Annotated in this window: 24 protein-coding genes; 13 read left to right on the top strand and 11 right to left on the bottom strand. The window is 33.4% G+C overall.

The features are described 5' to 3' along the window. Positions 1-107: 107 nt before the first annotated feature. Positions 108-593, top strand: a complete 486-nt coding sequence (locus AC23MC_RS09330) for an IPExxxVDY family protein (protein ID WP_487568136.1) — start codon at positions 108-110, stop codon at positions 591-593. Positions 594-601: 8 nt separating this feature from the next. Then, positions 602-2,032: a pyruvate kinase gene (gene pyk, locus AC23MC_RS09325; protein ID WP_487568137.1), complete on the top strand. Its 1,431-nt coding sequence runs from the start codon at positions 602-604 to the stop codon at positions 2,030-2,032. Between the two features lie 48 nt (positions 2,033-2,080). Here pyk and AC23MC_RS09320 read toward each other — a convergent pair whose 3' ends face one another. Continuing rightward, positions 2,081-2,596 carry a PAS domain-containing protein gene (locus AC23MC_RS09320; RefSeq protein WP_487568138.1) on the bottom strand — a complete coding sequence of 172 codons (516 nt, stop codon included), beginning with the start codon at positions 2,594-2,596 and terminating at the stop codon, positions 2,081-2,083. Between the two features lie 139 nt (positions 2,597-2,735). On the opposite strand from AC23MC_RS09320, the gene AC23MC_RS09315 reads away from it, so the two are divergent. After that, positions 2,736-3,629, top strand: a complete 894-nt coding sequence (locus AC23MC_RS09315) for a T9SS type A sorting domain-containing protein (protein ID WP_487568139.1) — start codon at positions 2,736-2,738, stop codon at positions 3,627-3,629. Positions 3,630-3,632: 3 nt separating this feature from the next. Here AC23MC_RS09315 and AC23MC_RS09310 read toward each other — a convergent pair whose 3' ends face one another. The 7 genes from AC23MC_RS09310 to hemA all read right to left on the bottom strand — a co-directional run bounded on the left by AC23MC_RS09310 (position 3,633) and on the right by hemA (position 10,382). Beyond that, positions 3,633-3,938 carry a hypothetical protein gene (locus tag AC23MC_RS09310; protein ID WP_487568140.1) on the bottom strand — a complete coding sequence of 102 codons (306 nt, stop codon included), beginning with the start codon at positions 3,936-3,938 and terminating at the stop codon, positions 3,633-3,635. Positions 3,939-4,015: 77 nt separating this feature from the next. After that, complete coding sequence (hemE, locus tag AC23MC_RS09305) at positions 4,016-5,041, bottom strand: uroporphyrinogen decarboxylase (protein ID WP_487568141.1); 1,026 nt, start codon at positions 5,039-5,041, stop codon at positions 4,016-4,018. 36 nt (positions 5,042-5,077) lie between these two features. Next, complete coding sequence (locus AC23MC_RS09300) at positions 5,078-5,749, bottom strand: uroporphyrinogen-III synthase (protein WP_487568142.1); 672 nt, start codon at positions 5,747-5,749, stop codon at positions 5,078-5,080. Positions 5,750-5,751: 2 nt separating this feature from the next. Beyond that, on the bottom strand, positions 5,752-6,441 hold the full coding sequence (locus AC23MC_RS09295) for a potassium channel family protein (RefSeq protein WP_487568143.1): 690 nt from the start codon (positions 6,439-6,441) through the stop codon (positions 5,752-5,754). A gap of 11 nt (positions 6,442-6,452) precedes the next feature. After that, positions 6,453-8,195, bottom strand: coding sequence for a TrkH family potassium uptake protein (locus tag AC23MC_RS09290; protein WP_487568144.1), 1,743 nt, complete (start codon positions 8,193-8,195; stop codon positions 6,453-6,455). A 10-nt stretch (positions 8,196-8,205) separates the two neighbouring features. Next, positions 8,206-9,129 (bottom strand): hydroxymethylbilane synthase, encoded by a 924-nt coding sequence (gene hemC / locus AC23MC_RS09285; protein WP_487568145.1) that lies wholly within the window; start codon positions 9,127-9,129, stop codon positions 8,206-8,208. Beyond that, positions 9,126-10,382: a glutamyl-tRNA reductase gene (gene hemA, locus AC23MC_RS09280; RefSeq protein ID WP_487568146.1), complete on the bottom strand. Its 1,257-nt coding sequence runs from the start codon at positions 10,380-10,382 to the stop codon at positions 9,126-9,128. Before hemA ends, hemC begins: the two co-directional genes overlap by 4 nt. 230 nt (positions 10,383-10,612) lie before the next feature. Between hemA and AC23MC_RS09275 the strand changes: the two genes are divergently transcribed. The 6 genes from AC23MC_RS09275 to AC23MC_RS09250 are packed head-to-tail and all read left to right on the top strand — an operon-like array spanning position 10,613 to position 16,697. Next, the gene (locus tag AC23MC_RS09275; protein WP_248436207.1) at positions 10,613-11,479 is read left to right on the top strand and encodes an AraC family transcriptional regulator; all 867 of its coding nucleotides are present in this window, start codon (positions 10,613-10,615) and stop codon (positions 11,477-11,479) included. Positions 11,480-11,504: 25 nt separating this feature from the next. After that, positions 11,505-12,542, top strand: coding sequence for a ferrochelatase (gene hemH, locus AC23MC_RS09270; RefSeq protein WP_487568147.1), 1,038 nt, complete (start codon positions 11,505-11,507; stop codon positions 12,540-12,542). Then, entirely contained in the window at positions 12,542-13,897 is a 1,356-nt protein-coding gene (locus AC23MC_RS09265) for an MATE family efflux transporter (RefSeq protein WP_487568148.1), read from the top strand. The genes hemH and AC23MC_RS09265 overlap by 1 nt, the downstream gene beginning before the upstream one ends. Next, the gene (locus tag AC23MC_RS09260) at positions 13,884-14,426 is read left to right on the top strand and encodes a CopD family protein (protein WP_487568149.1); all 543 of its coding nucleotides are present in this window, start codon (positions 13,884-13,886) and stop codon (positions 14,424-14,426) included. Before AC23MC_RS09265 ends, AC23MC_RS09260 begins: the two co-directional genes overlap by 14 nt. A 53-nt stretch (positions 14,427-14,479) precedes the next feature. After that, entirely contained in the window at positions 14,480-15,904 is a 1,425-nt protein-coding gene (locus AC23MC_RS09255) for a sensor histidine kinase (protein WP_487568150.1), read from the top strand. A 10-nt stretch (positions 15,905-15,914) separates the two neighbouring features. Continuing rightward, positions 15,915-16,697: an enoyl-CoA hydratase/isomerase family protein gene (locus tag AC23MC_RS09250; RefSeq protein WP_487568151.1), complete on the top strand. Its 783-nt coding sequence runs from the start codon at positions 15,915-15,917 to the stop codon at positions 16,695-16,697. Here the strand turns inward: AC23MC_RS09250 and AC23MC_RS09245 are convergent, their stop codons facing one another. The 3 genes from AC23MC_RS09245 to AC23MC_RS09235 are packed head-to-tail and all read right to left on the bottom strand — an operon-like array spanning position 16,698 to position 19,074. Next, positions 16,698-17,342 carry an HD domain-containing protein gene (locus AC23MC_RS09245; RefSeq protein ID WP_487568152.1) on the bottom strand — a complete coding sequence of 215 codons (645 nt, stop codon included), beginning with the start codon at positions 17,340-17,342 and terminating at the stop codon, positions 16,698-16,700. It abuts the gene before it with no gap. A gap of 3 nt (positions 17,343-17,345) precedes the next feature. After that, positions 17,346-18,335, bottom strand: a complete 990-nt coding sequence (locus AC23MC_RS09240) for an acyl-ACP desaturase (protein ID WP_487568153.1) — start codon at positions 18,333-18,335, stop codon at positions 17,346-17,348. A 4-nt stretch (positions 18,336-18,339) separates the two neighbouring features. After that, positions 18,340-19,074, bottom strand: a complete 735-nt coding sequence (locus AC23MC_RS09235; RefSeq protein ID WP_487568154.1) for a lysophospholipid acyltransferase family protein — start codon at positions 19,072-19,074, stop codon at positions 18,340-18,342. Between the two features lie 135 nt (positions 19,075-19,209). On the opposite strand from AC23MC_RS09235, the gene recA reads away from it, so the two are divergent. From recA to AC23MC_RS09215, 4 genes are all read left to right on the top strand, one after another. Then, positions 19,210-20,211, top strand: coding sequence for a recombinase RecA (recA, locus tag AC23MC_RS09230; protein ID WP_487568155.1), 1,002 nt, complete (start codon positions 19,210-19,212; stop codon positions 20,209-20,211). A gap of 91 nt (positions 20,212-20,302) precedes the next feature. Further along, positions 20,303-20,713 carry a hypothetical protein gene (locus AC23MC_RS09225; RefSeq protein ID WP_487568156.1) on the top strand — a complete coding sequence of 137 codons (411 nt, stop codon included), beginning with the start codon at positions 20,303-20,305 and terminating at the stop codon, positions 20,711-20,713. A 30-nt stretch (positions 20,714-20,743) separates the two neighbouring features. Beyond that, on the top strand, positions 20,744-21,286 hold the full coding sequence (locus AC23MC_RS09220; protein WP_487568157.1) for an RNA polymerase sigma factor: 543 nt from the start codon (positions 20,744-20,746) through the stop codon (positions 21,284-21,286). Further along, a complete protein-coding gene (locus AC23MC_RS09215) occupies positions 21,283-22,866 on the top strand; it encodes a hypothetical protein (RefSeq protein ID WP_487568158.1) in 1,584 nt (527 codons plus the stop codon). Before AC23MC_RS09220 ends, AC23MC_RS09215 begins: the two co-directional genes overlap by 4 nt. Positions 22,867-23,103 lie beyond the last annotated feature (237 nt).

The following is a 23,103-nucleotide window of genomic DNA, read 5'->3' as shown; positions in this document are numbered from 1 at the left end:
ATCTTAAAACTACATCGTTTTCGTTCATAAATTATCGTTAAGTTAAGAAATTCACCCTTTTTTGTAGGCTAAAAACACTATATTTACATCTTGTTTGAATGTAAAATATGGCTATTCATAAATTATTCATTGACGACTTCGAAGAAGCAGATTATCAGTTAATCGCTATTCATACCACCTTGGAAAACTATCGAGTTGCGTATTTTATTAACCAAAATCTACCCGTTTTACTTCATCGGAATAAAAAAGACATTCTGACCGGAACAGAAAAGCAAAAAATAGGATTTCCTAATTTTCATTTTGAAGACAATAAGAAAGAAATTTTTTGGACTTTAATTGAAAATAAAAGCGAAATTTCTCTTCCACAGAAAAACAAAACCATCACTCTTTTTAAAGAAGAACAAGAATTTAGCAATACCATTTACTTTTTACCTGAATTTAAAAATGTAGATTTTTTTCTGAAAATAGAAGGCGATGAAAATCAAATAAACATAAGCAAAATAATAACTAAACTAAATACCATCGACCAAATTGCAACGGTTTATGCCGTAGATAAAAGTCGTGTAAAATCTAAAAACAATTTAATTTTTTAAAAAACAATATGCCAATCAACAAAAAAACCAAAATTGTTGCCACATTAGGGCCAGCTTGCAGCACAAAAGAAGTCATTAAAAACATGGTTGATGCCGGAGTAAATGTTTTCCGTATCAATTTTTCGCATGCCGATTATGATGATGTTAAAGAACGCATCAATATCATTCGCGGATTAAACGAAGAATTTGGTTATACAACTGCGATTCTAGCCGACTTACAAGGCCCAAAACTTCGTGTAGGTGTGATGAAAGAAGATGTTGTAGTGAGCAAAGGAGACATTATTACTTTTCAAACTGCAGAAGATATTCCCGGTACTGCCGAACGTGTTTATATGAATTATAAAGAATTCCCAAGAGATGTAAATCCTGGTGAAAAAATTCTTTTAGACGATGGAAAATTAATGTTTGAAGCTCTTGAAACAAACGGAACAACCGAAGTGGTTTGTAAAGTTGTTCAAGGTGGACCGTTAAAATCGAAAAAAGGTGTAAATCTTCCTAATACAAAAGTTTCTTTGCCGGCTTTGACCAAAAAAGATATTAAAGATGCTCTTTTTGCTATTGAAAATGAAGTAGATTGGATTGCCCTTTCTTTCGTGAGAACACCAAAAGATTTAGAAGAATTGCAGGATTTGATTGCCAAACATTCTTCGTATAAAATTCCGATTATTGCTAAGATTGAAAAACCGGAAGCAGTAGAAAATATTGATAAAATTGTTGCTTTTTGTGATGGTTTAATGGTTGCCCGTGGTGATTTGGGTGTGGAAGTTCCGGCAGAAGAAGTTCCGTTAATTCAGAAAAAATTGATTCACAGAGCCAAAACAGCAAGAATTCCTGTTATTGTTGCCACACAAATGATGGAAACAATGATTACCAGTTTAACCCCAACAAGAGCAGAAGTAAACGACGTTGCCAACTCTGTTATGGATGGTGCAGATGCAGTAATGCTTTCCGGCGAAACTTCGGTTGGAAATTATCCTGTGGAAGTAATTGAAACAATGTCTAAAATCATTCGTTCGGTAGAAGATAGTCCGCTTATTCAAGTCCCGCATAATCCGCCTCACGTTCGTACAAAACGATTTATTACCAAATCAATTTGTTATCATGCGGCAATTATGGCTAATGAAATTAAAGCAAAAGCAATTTCTACGTTAACAAATAGTGGTTATACTGCTTTTCAAATTTCTGCTTGGCGACCAAGTGCTCATATTTTGGTTTTTACGTCAAATAAACGAATTCTAACGCAGTTGAATTTACTTTGGGGCGTTCGTTCATTTTATTATGATAAGTTTGCCAGCACAGATGATACTGTGGAAGACGTAAACAAATTAGCCAAAGAAAAAGGTTTTGTAGAAAAAGGTGACATGGTTATCAACTTAGCCGCTATGCCAATTGCTGAAAAAGGAATGGTAAATACGTTGAGGGTCTCAGATATTTCGTAAAAACCGAAGAAAATAAATATAAAAGGAGCTTAGAATTAGCTCCTTTTTTTATGCTGCTTTTTCAAAGGCTATAAAATTAGTTAATTCACCAGATTTATTGAAAACCGGAAAACCTTTGATATGGCATTGGTATAGAGAACCATCTTTGCAATAATTTGTTACAACTTTTTCAAATGGAAGTCTATTTCGAACAGCATCTCCAATTTCTTTCGAAGTTTCAACACAAGTGGCCGGACCTTGAAACATTTTTGGTGACTTTCCTAGAACTTCTTCCGGATGATAACCGTTCATGCGAACCATATTTTTGGTGGAAAAAACAATTTTCAGATTTGGGCAAGTAACGACAACAACAGTATCAATATCTATCAATTTATTCAAATTAAAATCTGTTTTCCAACTATTAAAAGTGGCCAAAAGTTCTAATTGGTTTTGATCTGATATAATTTTGTTGAGTTGACTTAAAAAATCACCATACAAATCCCATGTTACTAATGGCATTTTTTTGGTTTCCAACTTTGATTCGTTGTGAAAAAAACCCTTGTCGTATTCTTTAAATTCAAGCATTTTATTTTTATTTTGAATCAAAATTAGATTTTAATTTGAAACAATCATCAAATTGTATAAGGTTTAACGATTGTTGAAGATTAGTTAAACAAAAATCAGATTAATATAATTGTCAAAAATACTTATATTTGAAACTGAGATGAACAAAAAAATTATCTTTTTCTATTTCCTTCTAAGCGGTTTGCCTTTTTTTGGACAAACATATATTCCAATGTTAGATACGCAAAACGAATGGCACTTTACAACTTGTTATGAAGGTTGTATCACTGACATTTATTATACCAATGGCGACACTCTTGTTAACAACAAAATGCACAAAATTTTAGATGGTTATCATTATATTTCAAGGACTTTTTTGTTGCATGAAGATGTGGAAGAAAAAAAAGTTTCACTCACAAAAATTAGTCCAACTCGAATTGATGAATTCCTTTTGTATGATTTCAGCTTAGAAGAAGGTGCTACTTTTGAAATGAAAAACCCAATTACACCCTTTCCGGAAGAAGGTGGTTTATTTGTATTAGATTCGATTAGAAATGTAGAAATTTCGCCAGGAACAACACGAAAACACTTTTATTTTTCACCGCACGAAACCAATCAAGTTAGCACACAAAATGCAATTTGGGTTGAAGGTGTTGGTTCTTTATCAATAATTAATGCTCCTGGAGGTCATCCGGATATAAATAACGTAGGGTTATTGAATTGTTTCTTTAAAAACGCGGAACTTTTTTACTCTAATTTAACACCGGAAGTCAGTGTTTGCGAACCGACTATTCTATCTTTATCAGAAAACAAAGAACAAGAAATAATTGTTTATTATCCGGAAAATAATAAGTCTATCTGTTATTTAAAAAACACAGAAAACGTAAAAAAAATTGAACTTTTTGACCTTAACGGAAGAAAATTAGCGGTTTTTCAAAATCAGTTTGAAAATGAAATTCGGATTGATTTGCATTCATTTTCGAACGGAATTTATAATCTAAAGCTTTTTTGTAATGATTCAGAAAAACAATTGAAAATAATGAAAAAGAATTAGCTTTCATTCTTCCAACTCTAAATAAATATCATTATCCGGATTTTTAATTGTTTGTGTTTCATATCCTTCTTTAGAGAACTCAACATGAAAATCTAAACAATCCGGCATGCATCCGCCAAATGGACCGTACATCTCCCAATTACCCAACGAATCAGTGTATTTTATTTTTTCTGTCTCAATACATTTATACATCACACTGTCTAGTGCAACTCCTGTTTCTTTATCAAATACAATTCCATCACCTCCATTTTCGCCTTCACAGCTAATTAGTAAAATAATAAGTCCAAAAAACATCAACTTTAATTTCATATTATTTCTTCTATTTTTACTGTTTTATAACTTCTAAAATTTCGCTTAAGCAACTGTAGACTGAATACTGCGACTGCCTACTGATTATATTCCTTTACCGCTTCCACAAAAGCCTTTGCGTGATCAACGGGAATATTCGGTAAAATTCCGTGACCAAGATTTACGATATAACTATCTTTCCCAAATTCATCAATCATTTGATGTACCATTTTTTTGATTGTTGGAATGGGTGATAATAATCGTGATGGATCAAAATTTCCTTGCAACGTGATTTTACCACCGGATAAATAACGAGCATTTCTTGCTGAACACGTCCAGTCTACACCCAAAGCTGAAGCTTTTGATTTTGCCATATCGTTCAAAGCGAACCAGCATCCTTTTCCAAAAACAATTACTTTGGTGTGTGGAGCCAACGCTTCAACAATTTGATTGATGTATTGCCACGAAAATTCCTGATAATCAACCGGAGATAGCATTCCGCCCCAAGAGTCAAAAATCTGAATCGCATTACAACCCGCTTTTACTTTTTCTTTTAAATATAAAATCGTGGTATCGGTGATTTTTTGTAATAATGTGTGAGCGGCAATTGGGTTTGAAAAACAAAATCCTTTGGCAGTATCAAAACTTTTTGACCCTTTCCCTTCCACAGCATAACAAAAAATGGTCCAAGGTGAACCGGCAAAACCAATCAATGGCACCTCATCATTCAACATCTCTTTGGTTAATTTGATGGCATCAAAAACATAACCTAATGTTTCGTGAACATTCGGAACAAATGTTTTATTCACATCTTCCATCGAACGAATTGGGTTCGGAATAATTGGTCCTAAATTATCTTTTAATTCCACGTGAATTCCCATCGCTCTTGGCACAACCAAAATATCTGAAAATAAAATAGCAGCATCGGGTTTTACGATTCGGATGGGTTGAACGGTAATTTCGGCAGCTAGTTCAGGGGTTTCGCAACGAGTAAAAAAATCATATTTGTCACGTAAAGCTCTGAATTCAGGCAAATATCTTCCGGCTTGACGCATCATCCAAACAGGTGGACGTTCAACTGTTTCATTATTTAAGGCTCTTAGAAAAAGATCGTTTTTTATCATAATTATATTTTTTAAACTGACGGAATTTTGTCAGATTTAGGATTCTTTGAAATAATTTATACTTTGTATGATTACGTTTTCAATCGTTGGTCGGTTTGCAATCACTATGTTTTTTGTGTTTTTTTCAATTTCTGCGGCTGTTGTTGTTCCGATGCAAAAACAAATTTCGTTAGAAATAGGATTTTCTTTTAAATAACTCTGAACAGCAGACGGGCTAAAAAATAAAATTCCATCTATTTGATTATCAATTTTGTGTGGCGTTAAAACGGTTTTATAAACTTCAACTTCTTCAAAAATGATGTTGCTTTTTTGAAAAGCAGTTGGAATGGTATCTCTTCTCAAATTGCCGGAGAAAAACGTGAATTTTTTATCAGAATGATTCTTCAATAAATAGTCAACCAAATCGTCAGCGTAATCAAATGAGTTTTCAACTTTAAATCCGTTTTCTTCCAAAAGTTGCTTTGTTTTTATTCCCACACAAAAACAAATTTTATCTTTTAAAATTACTGAATTTTCATTTTTCAAAACACTTAAAACAGCATTTTGACTGGTAAAAATTAAATAATCAAAAGATGAGTTCAATTGAAAAGGTTGAAATTCAATTTGAATAAAATCGGCTTCAATCAAACGAAAATCAGCATTAAGTAAAAACTGTTTTTGGTTGGGTTGAAGTTTTTTAGTTGATAGTATTCTGATTGCTTTTTCCAACTTTAATCTTGTCCTTCACAATAGACTGAAATATTTTTATTTTCGCCAAAAACCACCAAAATATCATCTTCATAAATCACGGTTTCCGGTGTTGGTAAACCAATGGTTTCTTTTACGATTGATTTTTTCCCGATTAAATTCGTTTTTTCTTTTTTACGTATAATTGTAACTAAATTCAAATGATATTTATCGATTGTATTTAATTCGTACAACGTTTTTCCGTGAAATTCCGGTTTAGATTTTACTTCGGAAATCGTGTAATTATTATCTAATTGATAATTTTCTAACGTCGTTTTAAAATTGATTTGCTTCGTTAAACGATCGGCACTTTCTTGTTCAGGATGGATGATACTGTAAATTCCCATCGCTTCCAAAACCGTATCGTGAATCGGCGATAATGCTCGGCTGATGATTTTTACATTTGACAATTTCTTGATAATGGCCGTCGTAATAATCGCTGCACCTTCATTCTCTCCAATTCCAACCACAACTTTGTCGGCATCCTTTAAAGGTAAGGCTTCATACGCTAATTCATTCGTAGAATCCATACAAATGGCGTGTGAAATTTTGTCTTTAATCAAGTTGACTTTATCCATTTGCTTATCAACCCCAATCACTTCATTTCCTGTTTCTGTGAGGCTTAATGCTAAGGACATTCCGAAATTTCCTAATCCAAAAATGATGATTTTCATTCTATTAGATTTTAGTTAATTAAAATATTTTCTTTGGGATATTCATAAAACTGATGGTTGATTTGACGGAGCAATCCAATCATTAAGTTGAGCATCCCGATTCTTCCGATGAACATTGTTGCGATGAGAACATATTTGCTTGGTTCGGTTAACGTAGGTGTAAAATTCAACGATAATCCAACTGTGCTGTAGGCCGAAAAACATTCAAAAACAACTGAAAGTAAGTCCGTTCCTTTTGGTTCAAAAATCAATAACGACAAAATAGCAAAACCAATTACAATTAATGAAATACATAAGATGGCAAAAGCTCTTGACGTTGATTCACTCGAAATTCTTCTTCCTAAAAGTTGTATTCTTGATTTTCCTCTGGCAATAGCAAAAATGTTCAATGTCGCTAATGCAAAGGTACTCGTTTTTATTCCACCTCCGGTTGAAGCAGGTGAAGCTCCAATCCACATTAAAAAGATGATAAACAACAAAGATGGTACGGTAAATTCTGTAAAATCAACTGTGTTAAAACCCGCAGTTCTTGGAGTTACGGCATTAAAAGCAGTGGATGTTATTTTTCCGAACATCGTATTATGATAATTCATTGTATTATGGTATTCGGATATCCATAAAAAAACAAATCCTCCGACTAACAAAGCTCCGGTTGTATACAATACAATTTTAGAGTTTAAAGTCATGATTCTCACTTGTTTATGTATTATTTTTCTATCAAAAAACTCTGTAACATAAATTTTAAGATATTGATAAAAATTAAAAATAATGTTATAGCCTAATCCCCCAAAAACAATAAGAATAATAACTATCCACTGCATATAGTAGTTAAATTTTAGATAACTTTCACTCAGTCCAGCAGTTAATGTAGAAAATCCTGCATTACAAAAAGCAGAAATGGCATGAAAAACAGAAAAGAAAACCTTGTCTTTAATTGCCGGATTATCAGCAACGGAAGAATAAATAAACAGAGCTCCAATCAGTTCTACACTGAGTGTAAAAACAACAACATTTAAAGCTGTTTTTAAAACGTCTTTTAAATTATCTTGGGCAATAAAATCTCTAACGTTTAAACCCTCTTTAAACGAAGAACTTCCTCTAAAGAAAAAAGCAAAAAAGGAGGTAAACGTTAAAATTCCCAAACCTCCAATTTGAATTAAACTGATGATTATTGTTTGACCTACCGTAGTGAAATCAGTTGCCGTATCTAAAACAATTAACCCGGTTACACAAACAGCACTGGTGGATGTGAACAAAGCATCGGTAAATGAAATTCCGTTTGTTGTGGCATTGGGAAGCATTAGTAGAAATGATCCAATGATGATGATAGCAAAAAAACTTCCCACAAAAACAATAGCAGGATTATAATACACCTCATAAACATACCGCACCAAAATCATTAATCGAATAATGAAATAAAATATCAAACCGGCTTCTAAAATGGGTCGGATTTTCCTTAAAACATCTAAGTAATGAAGATTGATATTGAGAATGGAAACAATAAGTGCAACTAAGAGTAAAATTCCTATAATAAAGGAATTAACCAAGGCAACTTTTTTCCGCCCGGAAGTTTTATAGTAAAAATATTTGAAGATATTGAAGGCTAATAAAGCAATAGTGATAATCACTAAACCAATGAATTTTGGTGTGTGGTATTCTTCATGAATGCTATAACCAAAATCAAAAACAATGTAGGTCAATACAATGAGATCAAAAAATCGATAGATTAACTTGAGTATTGAATCTTTGTGCATAGTTGAGCAATTAGTGTTTCTTTTCTAATGCTTTTTTTATCGAACGCATTAGTTCTGAACCACCGTTTTCTAAAATTTCAGTAGCACAAAGTTCGCCAAAATTTTGATATAAAGTAATATTAATTGTTTTTTCTATCTCTAACTTGTTTTTCCCATCAAGAGAAAAGAGAACACCTTTTAAAGTTATTAAATCTTCTTTTACTATTGCTAAAGCTCCAATTGGTGCCGTGCAACCACCTTCAAGAGTTTTAAGAAATTGTCTTTCTACAAATGTGCAAATTTCTGATGCTTTATGGTTTAAATGAGCTAAAGCTTCTTGCGAAAAAGTATCATTTTCCATCGCAACCACCACCATTGCACCTTGTGCGGGTGCAGGAATCATCCAATCGAGGTTGATGAATGTTTCAGGTTTCAAATTGATTCGTTCTAAACCGGCAGCAGCAAAAACAGCTCCATTCCAATTATTATCTTTCAATTTTTGCATTCTGGTATTTACGTTTCCGCGTAAATCTTCTACTTGGTGAGATGGATATTTATTTAACCACTGTGCTTTTCGTCGCAAACTTCCTGATGCAATTGTGCCTGAATTATCTAAAAAAGATAAATCTCCTTTGTGAACCAAAATGTCTAACGTTGATGCTCGTTCTAAAACCGCAGCTTGCACTATTCCTTTTGGTAAAGCAGTTGGAACATCTTTCATCGAATGAACGGCAATATCTACTTCGCCTTTCAGCATAGCAATATCAAGAGTTTTCGTAAAAATTCCGGTGATTCCGAGTTCGTAAAGTGGTTTGTCGAGAATAATATCGCCCGTCGATTTTACAGAAATAATTTCGGTTTGATAACCCAAATCATTTAATTTTTTTTCTACCGTATGAGCTTGCCAAAGTGCGAGTTCGCTGTCGCGAGTTCCAATTTTAATGGTTTTACTCATTTTACCGACGTTTCAATTTGAAAAATTTTCTCAATCCATTCGATGCTTTCATCTACCATTGTATTGTCATCTTTCAAATGATTGGCAAAATGAGTTGTGATTTTTTGAATGATTCGATTACTGATAATTTCAGCTTGATCATGATCAAAATTAGCTATTTTTTTACGTTGAAAATCCAATTCGCCATCTTTAATAGAATTTAGTTTTTCTTTCAACGCGTGAATTGTTGGAGCAAATTTTCTAGCTTTCATCCACGAAATAAATTCTGATTTTACTTCATCAATTATCGCCTCTGCAGCAGGGATATGTAGTTTTCTTTTTTCTAACGTGTCATCAGTTAGCTGAGACAAATAATCCATATGAACCAATGAAACGTTATCCAATGTTTTCACATTTTCATTAACATTTTTTGGAATGGATAAATCTAAAATCAGAAGTGGTTTTTTTAGATTTAAAATATCTTTATCGATGGTAGGATTTTGTGCTCCTGTTGCAACAATTAACACATCAGCTTTTTGAATTTCAAGTTGTAATTCGATATAATCTTTTACAATTAAATTGAATTTCCCGGCAATTTTTTCTGCTTTATCTTTTGTTCTGTTGATTAAAACAATATGATCATTTTTGGTGTGTTTCACAAGATTTTCACAGGTATTTCGACCAATTTTTCCTGTTCCGAAAAGGAGAATATTTTTTTGCGAAATTCCTTCTACATTATTAATAATATATTGAACCGAAGCAAAAGCAACCGAAGTAGCTCCTGAACTAATTTCCGTTTCATTTTTGATGCGTTTACTAGCTTGAATTACAGCATTAATCAATCGTTCTAAAAATGAATTAGCTAAACCAAACGATTTACTTTCAACAAAACTATTTTTAATTTGGGAGATGATTTCAAAATCACCTAAAATCTGACTGTCCAAACCGGTTCCCACACGAAACATATGCGAAATGGCTTCTTGATTTTTATATACAAAAGCAACTTTCTGAAATTCTTCAACAGTTCCAACACTGTTTTCGCACATCAATTTAATTAATTGAAAAGGGTGTTGTGCAAAACCATATATTTCTGTTCTGTTACAGGTTGATGTAACAATCAAACTATCTATTCCTTCTAATTTTGCCTGACGCAAAACATTGGTCTTCGCTTTTTCGTCTAAACTGAACTTTCCGCGTGTCTCAGCATCTGCTTTTTTGTAACTCAATCCAACGGCATAAAACGTTTGATGTTTCGACAAGTTTAAATTTTCCATAAATACACTTTTCCTATAAAAGTTGAACAAAATTATCATTATCTATTCTATAAAAGTATCGCTCAAAGTACTTTTTGTATCGCTTGAAGATATCCCAATCCAAATTGTGCTTTTCATCGTAAATTCTTTTATATTTGTAGTGTTCTCAACGCTTTTGAATGTATTAGTTTAGAATAATTCTAAATAAACAAAATTCAAGCCTTCCGAGTTATATACGAAAAAATGTCGCTATGGGTTCTCAAGAAGAAATAAAAATTGAAGATGACTTTATTTTAATCCGTTTTCAAAACGACACTGATGAGGTGGTTCGCTTTGAAAGACAAGTGTCTACGGGTTTAATTCAGTTTCATTTTGGATTAAAAGGAAAAGCAAAATTTATCTTCAATCAAGGCAATTATGCGTTAGAAATGAAGGAAGAAAAATCACTTTTACTTTATAATCCTCAAAAAGAATTACCGGTTCATTTGGAAATTGCACCCCAATCGTGGATGATTTCGGTGTTAGTTTCGATTAAGAAATTTCACACTTTGTTTTCTACTGAAGCAGAATATATTCCGTTTTTAAGTGATGATAATCGGGAGAAAAAATATTATGCCGAGGAAAACATCAGTCCGTCAATGGCCATTGTGCTCAATCAGATTTTTCACTACAACCTCAATGCTTCTATAAAAAATCTTTATTACAAAGGTAAAGGTTATGAATTGCTTAGTTTGTACTTTAACCGCAACGAAGACCCGAATGCAGACCATTGTCCGTTTTTGATTGATGAAGAAAATGTATTGAAAATTAAAAAAGCCAAAGAAATTGTCATTGCGAATATGGCTGAACCACCGGGTTTACAAGAATTAGCCGATCAAGTAGGTTTAAATTTGAAGAAACTAAAAATGGGTTTCAAACAAATCTATGGCGATAGTGTGTACAGTTTTTTGTTTGATTATAAGATGGAATACGCCCGAAAATTGTTAGACAGCGGCACATATAATGTAAATGAAGTTGGTGTGCAAATAGGTTACAGCACAGCTTCGCATTTTATTGCTGCGTTTAAAAAGAAATTCGGAACGACTCCGAAGAAATATTTAATGTCATTGTCGAGTTAGAAAAAATAAATTGCAACTAAATAAAATGAAAAAAGGAGTATTATTAGTCAACTTAGGTTCGCCCGAAAGTCCAACCCCAAAAGATGTTAAGCCATATTTAGATGAATTTTTAATGGATAAATATGTGATTGACGTTCCGTTTTTATTGCGAGCTTTGATAGTTCGCGGAATAATTTTACAAACCCGACCTAAAAAATCAGCCGCAGCTTACGCCAAAATTTGGTGGGATGAAGGTTCGCCTCTTATTGTTTTATCCAAAAGAATGCACAAAAAAGTGCAAGCCAACACGAGCATTCCGGTGAGTTTAGCGATGCGTTATGGCAAACCAAGTATTGAGTCCGGTTTACAGGAATTACACGATCAAGGTGTGACCGAAGTGATGCTTTTTCCATTGTATCCGCAACACGCGATGGCTTCAACTGTGACGATTTTAGTTTTGGCAGAGGAAATCCGTAAGAAGAAATTCCCGAATATGAATTTCACAATTCTTCCGGCTTTTTACAACCAAAAAGATTACATCAGAGATTTATCCAATTCCATCAAAAAACATTTAGAAGGTTTTGAATACGATCACTTATTGTTTTCATACCACGGCATTCCCGAAAGACATATTCGCAAAACCGACGTAACCAAAAGTCATTGCAAAATTGATGGTTCGTGTTGCAACACACCATCGCCGGCTCATGAATTTTGCTATCGTCATCAATGTTATGAAACCACCAAACAAGTCGTTGAATTTTTAGGAATTCCGGAAGGAAAATACAGTCAAACTTTTCAATCGCGTTTAGCTGGAGACAAATGGTTAACACCTTACACCGATATGGAAATCAACAAAATGCCTGAAAAAGGAATTAAAAAGTTAGCCGTTGTAACCCCAGCTTTCGTATCTGATTGTTTAGAAACGTTAGAGGAAATTGCGATGGAAGCCAATCATCAATTTAAAGAAAATGGTGGCGAAGAATTTTTAGCAATTCCTTGTTTAAACGACGACGACGACTGGTGCAAAACCTTAAGCCGATGGATTGACCAATGGGCTTTTGCTGAAACAGAAACCGCAAAATAATGGCACAATCATCGGGAGCTTTGGGCACAGATGACATTAAACAATTGTTGATTAAACAAGCTGTTCCGGCCTCTATTGGTATCTTATTTATGTCGGTTAACATTTTAGTCGACACCATTTTCGTAGGTCAATGGATTGGATCCTTGGCCATTGCTGCAGTTACTGTAGTTTTACCGATTACCTTTTTAATTTCTTCGTTGGGAATGGCGATTGGAATTGGCGGAAGCTCAATTATTTCAAGAGCTTTAGGAGGAAAAGACAAAGAAAAAGCCTATCGAACATTTGGAAATCAAATCATGATGACCTTAGTTTTAGCGTTGTTTTTTGTGTTGATTGGATTTTTGTTTTCTGATGAAATTCTGCTCCTTTTTGGTGCGAATGGCGATATAATGAAACCGGCCAAAGAATTTTTTATTCCGGTTTTAATCGGTGTTCCGTTTTTGGCACTTTGTATGATGGGAAACAACGTGATTCGTGCCGAAGGAAAAGCCAAATTTGCTATGATGGCGATGATTATTCCAGCATTTGGAAACATTATTTTAGACATTATTTTCATCAAATTTTTAGATATGGGAATGTTCGGAGCGGCTTTGGCCACTACGATTTCCTATTTTATGTGTTTTGTTTTTATTCTTTGGTTTTTCATCAAAAAAAGCGAATTAAAACCATCGCTTCATCATTATAAATTTGACTTATCGATTGTAAAAGAAATTTCTTCACTCGGATTAGTAACCTTTTCCCGTCAAGGTGTCGTAAGTATTCTAGCCATTATTATCAATCACACTTTATTTACGTATGGTGGCGAACATTCAGTTGTTGTTTATGGAATCATCAGCCGAATGTTGATGTTTGCTTTGTTTCCCATTTTAGGAATTACACACGGATTTCTTCCGATTGCAGGATACAATTATGGTGCAGAAAATTACAATCGCGTGAAAGAAACTATTTCTATTTCAATAAAATATGCAGCTATTTTGGCAACATTTATATTTATACTAATTTTAGTTTTTGCCAAACCGATAGTTTCAGTATTTACGAACGATGCCGATGTAATTGCCGAAACTCCAAATGCGTTGCGATGGGTTTTTGCAGCTTCACCGATTATTGCTTTACAATTGATTGGAGCCGCTTATTTTCAAGCTGCAGGAAAAGCAATTCCGGCATTGCTTCTTACATTAACTAAACAAGGATTTTTTCTGATTCCGCTTGTGCTTATTTTGCCAAATTATTTTGGTATTTTTGGAGTATGGGTCGCTTTTCCAATTGCTGATATTTTATCAACCATAATCACGGCCTACTTTTTGCGTAGAGAAATGACCACTAAACTTATTGAAAAACCGGATGGAATTTTATAACTACATCAAAGCGTTGCACCTCATCTTTGTGATAACTTGGTTTGCCGGGTTGTTTTACATAGTTCGTTTGTTCGTCTATCATGCTGAAGCCAAAGAAAAATCGGAACCGGAAAAAAGCATTTTAATCAAACAATACCAGTTGATGCAATATCGATTATGGTACATCATTACTTGGCCAAGTGCTATTTTAGCCAGCATTTTTGCCTTTTGGTTATTATATTTAATTCCAGCGTGGTTAGAACAAGATTGGATGATTGTTAAATTAGGATTTGTGGTTTTATTGTATGCTTATCATATCAAATGCCATCTTATTTTCAAACAATTACAGCAAAATGAAGTTAAAAACAGCTCAAATTTTTTCCGTTTATGGAATGAGGGAGCAACATTAATTTTATTTGCAGTCGTTTTTTTAGTGATTTTAAAAAGTGCTATTAATTGGATTTATGGCGTAATCGGAATTTTTGTTTTTTCGATTATGATTATGATTGGATTTAAATTATATAAACGAATCAGGGAACGAAACCAGTGAGTTTTTCAAAAAAAATAAGCAAACTTTCACTTCGGGTTAGAATTTTCATATCGATGATTTTTCTAACTGTTATTTCATCTATTTTGATTGCTTCGGTTTCTATAATTCAGTTTAGAAACGAAGCCAAAGAATATCATCAGGAAAGATTGGAACGAAAAGAAACGGCGATAAAAGAAAACATCAATTACATTCTTAAAAACACAACTTATCCGTTAACAACAGAAAACATTCCGCTTATTTTTTCTGAAAGAGATAAAATTCATGAACTTTCTGATATTCATGCATTGGAAATAAATTTTTATGATTTGAATGGTAAACTTTTAAAATCATCTAAATCTTCATTTGCAATTGATGATGAACCAAAATCAATTGAAAATTATATTGTTCGGCTTGTGCAATCAAGTATGGACAAAAGATATGTGGAAGTAAATGAAATTAATGGCGTCAAAAATTTATCTTCTTACAGTGAAATCAAAGATTTACAATTTAAACCTTTAGCCATTTTGAACCTTCCGTACATTGAAGATGATGGTTATTATGAGCGTGAATTGCGAAAATTTATGATTCGGTTCGGACAAGTGTATGCTTTTATGCTTCTGCTTTCGGGTGTTTTGGCCTATTTTTTATCAAGTTTTATAACCAAATCCATCAAAACGATTTCTGATAAGATAACTGAAACGCAGTTGAACAAAAAAAATGAAAAAATTGAATTGGAAACCAGTAGCAGAGAAATAGGATTACTCGTTGAAGCCTACAACAACATGGTGGATGAACTCGAGGAAAGTGCCGTAAAACTAGCCCAAAGCGAACGAGAACAAGCTTGGCGGGAAATGGCAAAACAAGTTGCACACGAAGTGAAAAATCCACTAACGCCAATGCGATTGACGGTGCAAAGTTTTCAACGAAAATTTGATGAAAACGATCCAAACATCAAACAAAAGCTGGACGATTATACCAAAACGTTATTGCAACAAATCGATATTATGAGTTCTGTTGCCAATGCGTTTTCTAACTTTGCATCGATGCCGGCACAGCAAAATGAGTTAATTAATGTAGTGGAAGTTGTTGGTTTAGGATTAGAAATTTTTAATGAAAATTACATTCATTTCGAAACTACTAAAAAAGAAATTTTTATGTTGATGGATCGAACGCAATTAATTCGAATTATAACCAATTTGGTAAAAAATGCCACACAAGCCATCACGGATGAAAACCCAAATCCGAGTGTTGTTGTTTCAGTTTCTGAAGAAAATTCTATCATTAAAATTGAAGTAAAAGATAATGGAATTGGCATTTCCGATGAAAATAAAATGTATGTTTTTGAACCTAAATTCACCACCAAAAATAGCGGAATGGGTCTTGGTTTAGGTATCATTAAAAAAATTATCGAAAATTACAACGGAACAATTACCTTTGAATCAGAAGAAAATAAAGGCACAACTTTTACTGTTTTGTTGCCAATAAACACAAATAAATAACTACAATATCATGAACTACGAGAATATTTTAATCGAAAAAGAAAACGGAATTTCTACTATCATAATTAATCGTCCAACCAAATTAAATGCGTTAAACAAAGCTACGATTGAAGAGCTTCATCATGCTTTTGACTCTGAAAATAAAGACAAATCAACACGAGCAATCATCATCACCGGCAGTGGTGAAAAAGCATTTGTTGCCGGAGCCGATATTTCTGAATTTGCCCATTTTTCTGTGGAAGAAGGAGGAAAATTAGCCGCACAAGGACAAAAATTATTGTTTGATTTTGTCGAAAATTTATCTACGCCAGTCATTGCAGCAGTTAACGGATTTGCTCTTGGTGGAGGATTAGAGTTAGCAATGTCTGCTCATTTCAGAATTGCCTCAGACAATGCCAAAATGGGTTTACCGGAAGTAACTTTGGGCGTAATTCCAGGTTATGGCGGAACACAACGTTTACCACAATTAGTTGGCAAAGGCCGGGCAATGGAAATGATAATGACCGCAACGATGGTTGATGCTGAAACTGCCAAAAATTATGGTTTGGTTAATCACGTTGTTTCACAAGCGGAATTATTGGATTTTACGAAAGGAATTGCTTTAAAAATTGCTAAAAATTCTCCTGTTGCCATTTCTAATGCGATTGATGCCGTCAATGCAAATTATAAAGATGGCATCAACGGCTACGAAATAGAAATTAAAAACTTCGGAAAATCATTTGGAACAGCCGACTTTAAAGAAGGAACAACGGCTTTTTTAGAGAAGAGAAAAGCGGAGTTTAAAGGAGAATAATTACTTCTCCCCTTCCCATTCCGCATAAAACTGGCTCAAAAATGTTTCCATAAAACGGTGACGTTCTTGAGCTAATTTTTTTCCGGTTTCGGTATTCATTTTATCTTTGAGTAGAAGTAATTTTTCATAAAAATGATTCAAAGTGGGCGAATCACTGTTTTTGTATTCTTCTTTGCTCATGTTTAATTTTGGAGAAATAGTCGGATTGTATAATGCTCTGTTTTTAAATCCACCATAATTAAAAGCTCTCGCAATTCCGATGGCTCCCAACGCATCCAATCGGTCGGCATCTTGCACGATTTCTAACTCTTTAGATGAAAAAGTTTTTTCAAAATTTCCGCCTTTGAATGAAATGTTTTTGATGATTTGAATAACGTGCTCAATAATTTCTTCAGAAACATTTTCACTTTCTAAAAAATCTCTTGCTGTTTTTGGACCAATTTCTTCATCGCCGTTATGAAATTTGGAATCGGCAATGTCGTGCAATAAAGCTCCTAACTTTACAATGGTAACATCACAAACTTCTTCTTGAGCAATTAAAACAGCATTTTTAAAAACACGTTCGATGTGAAACCAATCGTGACCACCTTCGGCATCTTGGAGTTTTTCTTTTACAAAAAGAATGGTTTTATCGATAATAGTCATGAGTTATTTCACCAAAGCAGGTTGCACCCATTTAAACACATGTCCGGTTTCAGGAATCACTAATCGTTCTGAAACTTTTGCCATTCTAGCTGGAAGTTTCATCAAATAATCACGTGCTTTTTCGGCTTCATCGGTCAAACCGTTCATTTGATCAATTTTCCATTTATCGATGAGTTTTTGCATAATGTCAACATAATCGGCAGCAGTATAAACGCCAATTCGTTGAGCAGAATCCGAAAATTGTTCAAAAGCAGAACTTATTTTTTGACCTGATTCACGTAAAAAATGAGCCGGCATCACAATTTTTTGTTTCATCATATATTGAAAAGCCAACATCATTTCGCTTGGATCAACTTGAAAAATTTGATTCACAAATTCACTATACGCATGATGATGACGCATTTCGTCTCCGGCAATCAATTTGCACATTTTAGACAATTTGTTGTCGCCATATTTCTTTGCCATTTGAGCCACACGATTGTGTGAAACATACGTTGCTAATTCCTGAAAACTAGTGTAAACAAAGTTTTTATAAGGGTCTTTTCCGGTTCCGATATCAAAACCATCATTAATAAGGTGTTGCGTAGTCATTTCGATTTCACGCATGTTTACTCTGCCGGATAGATAAAGGTATTTGTTAAGCAAATCGCCGTGACGATTTTCCTCGCCGGTCCAACTTCTTACCCATCTTGACCAACCATTTCTTTCTTCATTATCAACGCCTTCTACTTCCATCAACCACGATTCATAGGTTGGCAAAGCTTCTTCAGTAATGGTATCACCAACCAAAGTTACCCAAAAATCATAGGGTAAATCTTTGGCAATTTCACGCAGTTCTTTTACTTCTTCAAAAAAAGTTTCCTTTTCAGAATCCGGTAACAAATCTGAAGGTTGCCAAATTTGCTCTACAGGAATTAAGTAATCGTTCATAAAAGTATCGACCTTTTTTTCCAGCAACTGCATTACTTCTAAACGAATGTTTTTTATAGACATAATTTTAATTTTTTATTCCGCTAACTACGGCATTTTCTGTTCTTTGCATCATTTCTTCGAACGTCATTCCTTTTACAGGAAAAGGTTCTTGTATTGTAAATGTAATTTTATTTCCCAATCCCATTGGAAATTGTCCAAAACGATTCATTTTCCAAGAATTATTGATTGAAATAGGTACAATATAAGCCGAAGGAGAGTATTTATACAAAATTTTCAAACCATTTTCTGAAAATTTCTTGGGAACACCCGTTTTACTTCGAGTTCCTTCAGGAAAAATAACGGTGGAACGATTGTATTTTTCGATGTACTCGGCCATCACGCGAATAGCAGACAATGCTTGTTTGGGATCCTTTCTATCTATTAAAACGGAACCTCCATGCCTTAAATTGTATGAAACACTTGGAATTCCTTTGCCTAGTTCTTTTTTACTGACAAATTTGGGGTGCCAATCTCGCATAAACCATATAATTGCAGGAATATCATATAGACTTTGATGATTGGCTACAATAATCAACGGAACGCCTTGTGGTAGCTTTTCACGATTTTGAAATTCATAGGTAGTTCCTAATAAATGTGTTGTCCGTACTAAGAAAAAATTCAAAATGCTGACACTTTTTTTGTGAGCTTCGTAACCAAACCAATTATAACAAATCCATTGAATTGGATGGAATATACACAAAAATAACCCAAAAGTGAGGTAATAAATAACCGAAATCGGATATGAGATAATTTTGTGCATTGTGTTTTGGAATCATTGCAAAAGTAATAAATCAAAATAACTTAGCCGATTGCTTTTGTGGAAAAATAAATTATTTACAAATCAAAAAAAAAAGTACTTTTACCAAAACAATTGTATAAAATAAAGCCAAATATTATGAGTTCAGAAAAAGAAGCCAAATTAAAAGCCTTGCAACTAACACTTGATAAGCTAGATAAAACCTACGGAAAAGGCACGGTGATGAAAATGGGTGACAAAGCGGTAGAAGAAGTAGAAAGTATTTCATCCGGATCGCTTGGTCTTGATTTAGCATTGGGTGTCAACGGATATCCAAAAGGAAGAATCATAGAAATATATGGTCCGGAATCATCAGGAAAAACGACTTTGACGCTTCATGCTATTGCCGAAGCTCAAAAAGCCGGCGGTATTGCTGCATTTATTGATGCTGAGCATGCTTTTGATAGAAATTATGCAGAAAAACTAGGTGTTGATATTGAAAATTTAATCATTTCGCAACCTGATAATGGTGAGCAAGCCTTAGAAATTGCCGAAAATTTAATTCGTTCAGGAGCAATTGATATTGTTGTAATTGACTCAGTTGCCGCTTTGACTCCAAAAAGTGAAATTGAAGGCGAAATGGGTGATTCCAAAATGGGATTACATGCTCGTTTGATGTCTCAAGCGTTAAGAAAATTGACAGCAACCATCAGCAAAACACATTGTACTGTATTCTTTATCAATCAATTACGTGAAAAAATTGGTGTAATGTTCGGTAATCCGGAAACAACAACCGGTGGAAACGCTTTGAAATTTTATGCTTCTATTCGATTAGATATTAGAAGATCATCACAAATCAAAGATGGTGAAAATGTAATTGGAAACCGAACAAAGGTAAAAGTTGTAAAAAACAAAGTTGCTCCACCTTTCAGAACTGCCGAATTTGACATTATGTATGGAGAAGGTGTTTCAAAAACAGGAGAAATATTAGATTTAGCTGTTGAATTCGAAATAATCAAAAAAGCGGGTTCATGGTTTAGCTATGGCGAAACAAAATTAGGTCAAGGTCGAGATGGGGTTAAATCGCTTATCAAAGACAATCCGGAACTAGCTGATGAATTAGAAGCAAAAATTAAAGACAAAATAAAAGAAGCCGAATAAAAATTAAAAACCCGAAAAAATTTTCGGGTTTTTTTATATCAAACGCAACCTTTTTACCATTTATGTATCTACAAAATATAATTAGAATTTTATGAAAAAGCTGTTTTTTTTATTTGCAATTGTGTTGGGTCTAAACTCATGTAGTTTAGATGATGATTCTACACCAAACTATTATTTAGAGGTAGTGCCGGTTGAAAATTTTATTGTGCCAGATACATTTGATTATCTGGGTGTTCATGAAATAAAACTATTTTACAAAAAACCAACTATCTGTCATGAACTGGCTGGGATTTATTTTGAAAGGCATTTAAACGAGAGAACAATTGGACTTCAATGCATGGTAACAAATTCAACCAATTGCCAACCCTATGAAGGTGAATTGTATGAGGTGAATTTTAACTTTGAGGTAATTAGTACAGACACCTATTTATTTAAATTTTATAAAGGAAAAGACGAAGACGGAAACAATATTTTTGAAGAAGTAGAAATTCCGGTGAATTAATGATTAAATCATCTTAGAAAACCATCGCGAGTGAATCTAGAATTACTCATACATGAATGCAAAAGCAACAATACTAAAGCACAAGAACAATTATTTAGATTATTATCTCCTAAATTGTTTAGTGTTTGCATTAAGTATTCGAAGAATTATGCCGAAGCACAAGATAACTTGCAAGATGGATTCTTGATAATTTTTAATAAAATAAATCAATTTGACAATAAAGGATCTTTTGAAGGATGGGCTAAAAGAGTGATGGTTAACAATATCCTTCAAAAATACAGAACACAAGGTGTTTTTGAAATAGTAACAGAAAATTATCCTGATGTAGTTGATGTCGAAGTAGATGAAGAAACGGTATCAATGGAATTTTTGACAAAAATAATTCAGGAATTACCGGATAAATATCGCTTGGTTTTTAATTTGTATGTTTTAGACAATTATTCGCACAAAGAAATTTCATCGATGCTGAACATTTCAGAAGGAACATCTAAATCAAATTTATCCAGAGCAAGAGCGATATTAAAAGAAAAAATAGAAAACAAGGCGTCGAATGAAATGAATGAAGCCAAATGAAAGATAAAAAGAATTTAGACCGATTATTTCAAGAACAATTTAAGGATTTTGAAGAAATTCCGCCGGAAATTGTTTGGAAAAATATCGAAGCAGAACTTACCAAAAAGAAAAAAAGAAGAATCATCCCGATTTGGTATAAACTTTCGGGAGTAGCTGCTTTGCTGATTTTTGGGTTTTTGGGAACTCGTGCACTTTTGAATCAATCAAAAATTGAAACAACTAATCCAATAGTTCTAGAAGAGAAAACAAACTCTTCAACAAATGAAAATAGTGGTATTGATTCCGATAATAAAAACACGCAAGATGAATTGAATTCTATTGATAATAATTTGACAAATGATGCTTCAGCCTACGAAAAATCAACATTTTCAACAGATGAAGCTGTTGCAAACGAAAATTCTAGTCCTGAAAAATCATCCCAAAACGAAAATCAACCGATTAACAACACAAACAAACTAAACAAGAAAGAAAACACCGAATTAGTTTCAAATTCTTCCGGAAAAAACAAAAAAAGTACTTTAAAAGAGAAAAATAAAACCAATTTAATCAAAACAAATAATTCAGAATTAGTTGATAATTCAAACAATCCAAAAACTAAAACAATTTCTGAAACAGAAAATGCTATTGTAAACGCCAATTTAAACAATCGAAAAGAAAACAAAGAATCAGAAAAAAATAAAACCGGAATTTTAACCGAAAATAACATCATCAAAAACGACAAACAATTTGTTTTAGAAGATCATTCATCTAAAATTGATAAAAATAAAATCGATTCTACAGCCGTTGCAACGCTAATTGCAAACAAAGAAGAATTGAATACGTTGGGAGAATTGCTAAAAGAAAAAGAAAAAGATCAAAAACCTAAAGTTGAACCTAAAGAAAACAAATGGCAGATTACCTCAAATTTTGCTCCTGTTTATTTAGGTTCATCTTCCAACGGGTCTCCAATCGACACGCAATTTGCCAATAACAGCAAAGAATATCAGAATACAATGAGTTACGGTCTTGGGGTGAATTATGATGTGAGCAAAAAATTAACGCTAAGAACAGGTGTTAACAAAGTTAATTTTGAATATTTAACAAATGGTGTCGAATTTTTTGCCTCACTTGAAGGGCGTCAAATGGCTTCGTTAAGCACAACAACTTCTGCCAATGCAGCTACAATTGTTGTTCAAGATGCCTCTTTTGCTTCTGCAACAGATCCAACCGGATGGCGACAACAAGGAGCAATTGAACAAAGCATGGAATATTATGAAATTCCGCTTGAATTATCTTATAAAGTTCTAAATAAAAAATTTGGAATAGATGTGATTGGCGGATTTAGTACGTTGTTGTTAAACAACAATAATTTAATGGTGGTTTCCGATGGTTTTTCTGCCGAATTAGGAAAAGCAAATAATCTGAATTCCGTTCATTTCAGTACGAATGTCGGACTTGGTTTACGTTATCGTTTTTGGAAGTCGTTTCAAGCAAATTTTGAACCTACTTTTAAATATCAACTCAACACATTTAGTAGCAATGATGGAGGATTTAAACCTTATTTCATTGGTTTATATTCCGGTGTAAGCTACCGTTTTTAATACATAAGCTTTATTGGTTTGGCTTATAATGCTTTAGTTTTTTAGTTAAGTTCGTTATTACTTTTATTGCCATCAGTAATAACAAAGAGAAAAGAGCACTTCCGGTTTTGGTGCTCTTTTTTCGTATCTTTAACATTCAAAATAAACTCAAATGAAAATATATTTAACGTGAGTTCGATATAAAATTACTGAAAAAGGATCAATTGTTTAGTGTCCACGAAGTTGTTTTTTAGAGAT

Source organism: Flavobacterium sp. T50_26 (assembly GCF_057652995.1).
Note: the sequence above shows the minus strand (reverse complement) of the source record. Positions and strands in the feature narration are given on the sequence as shown.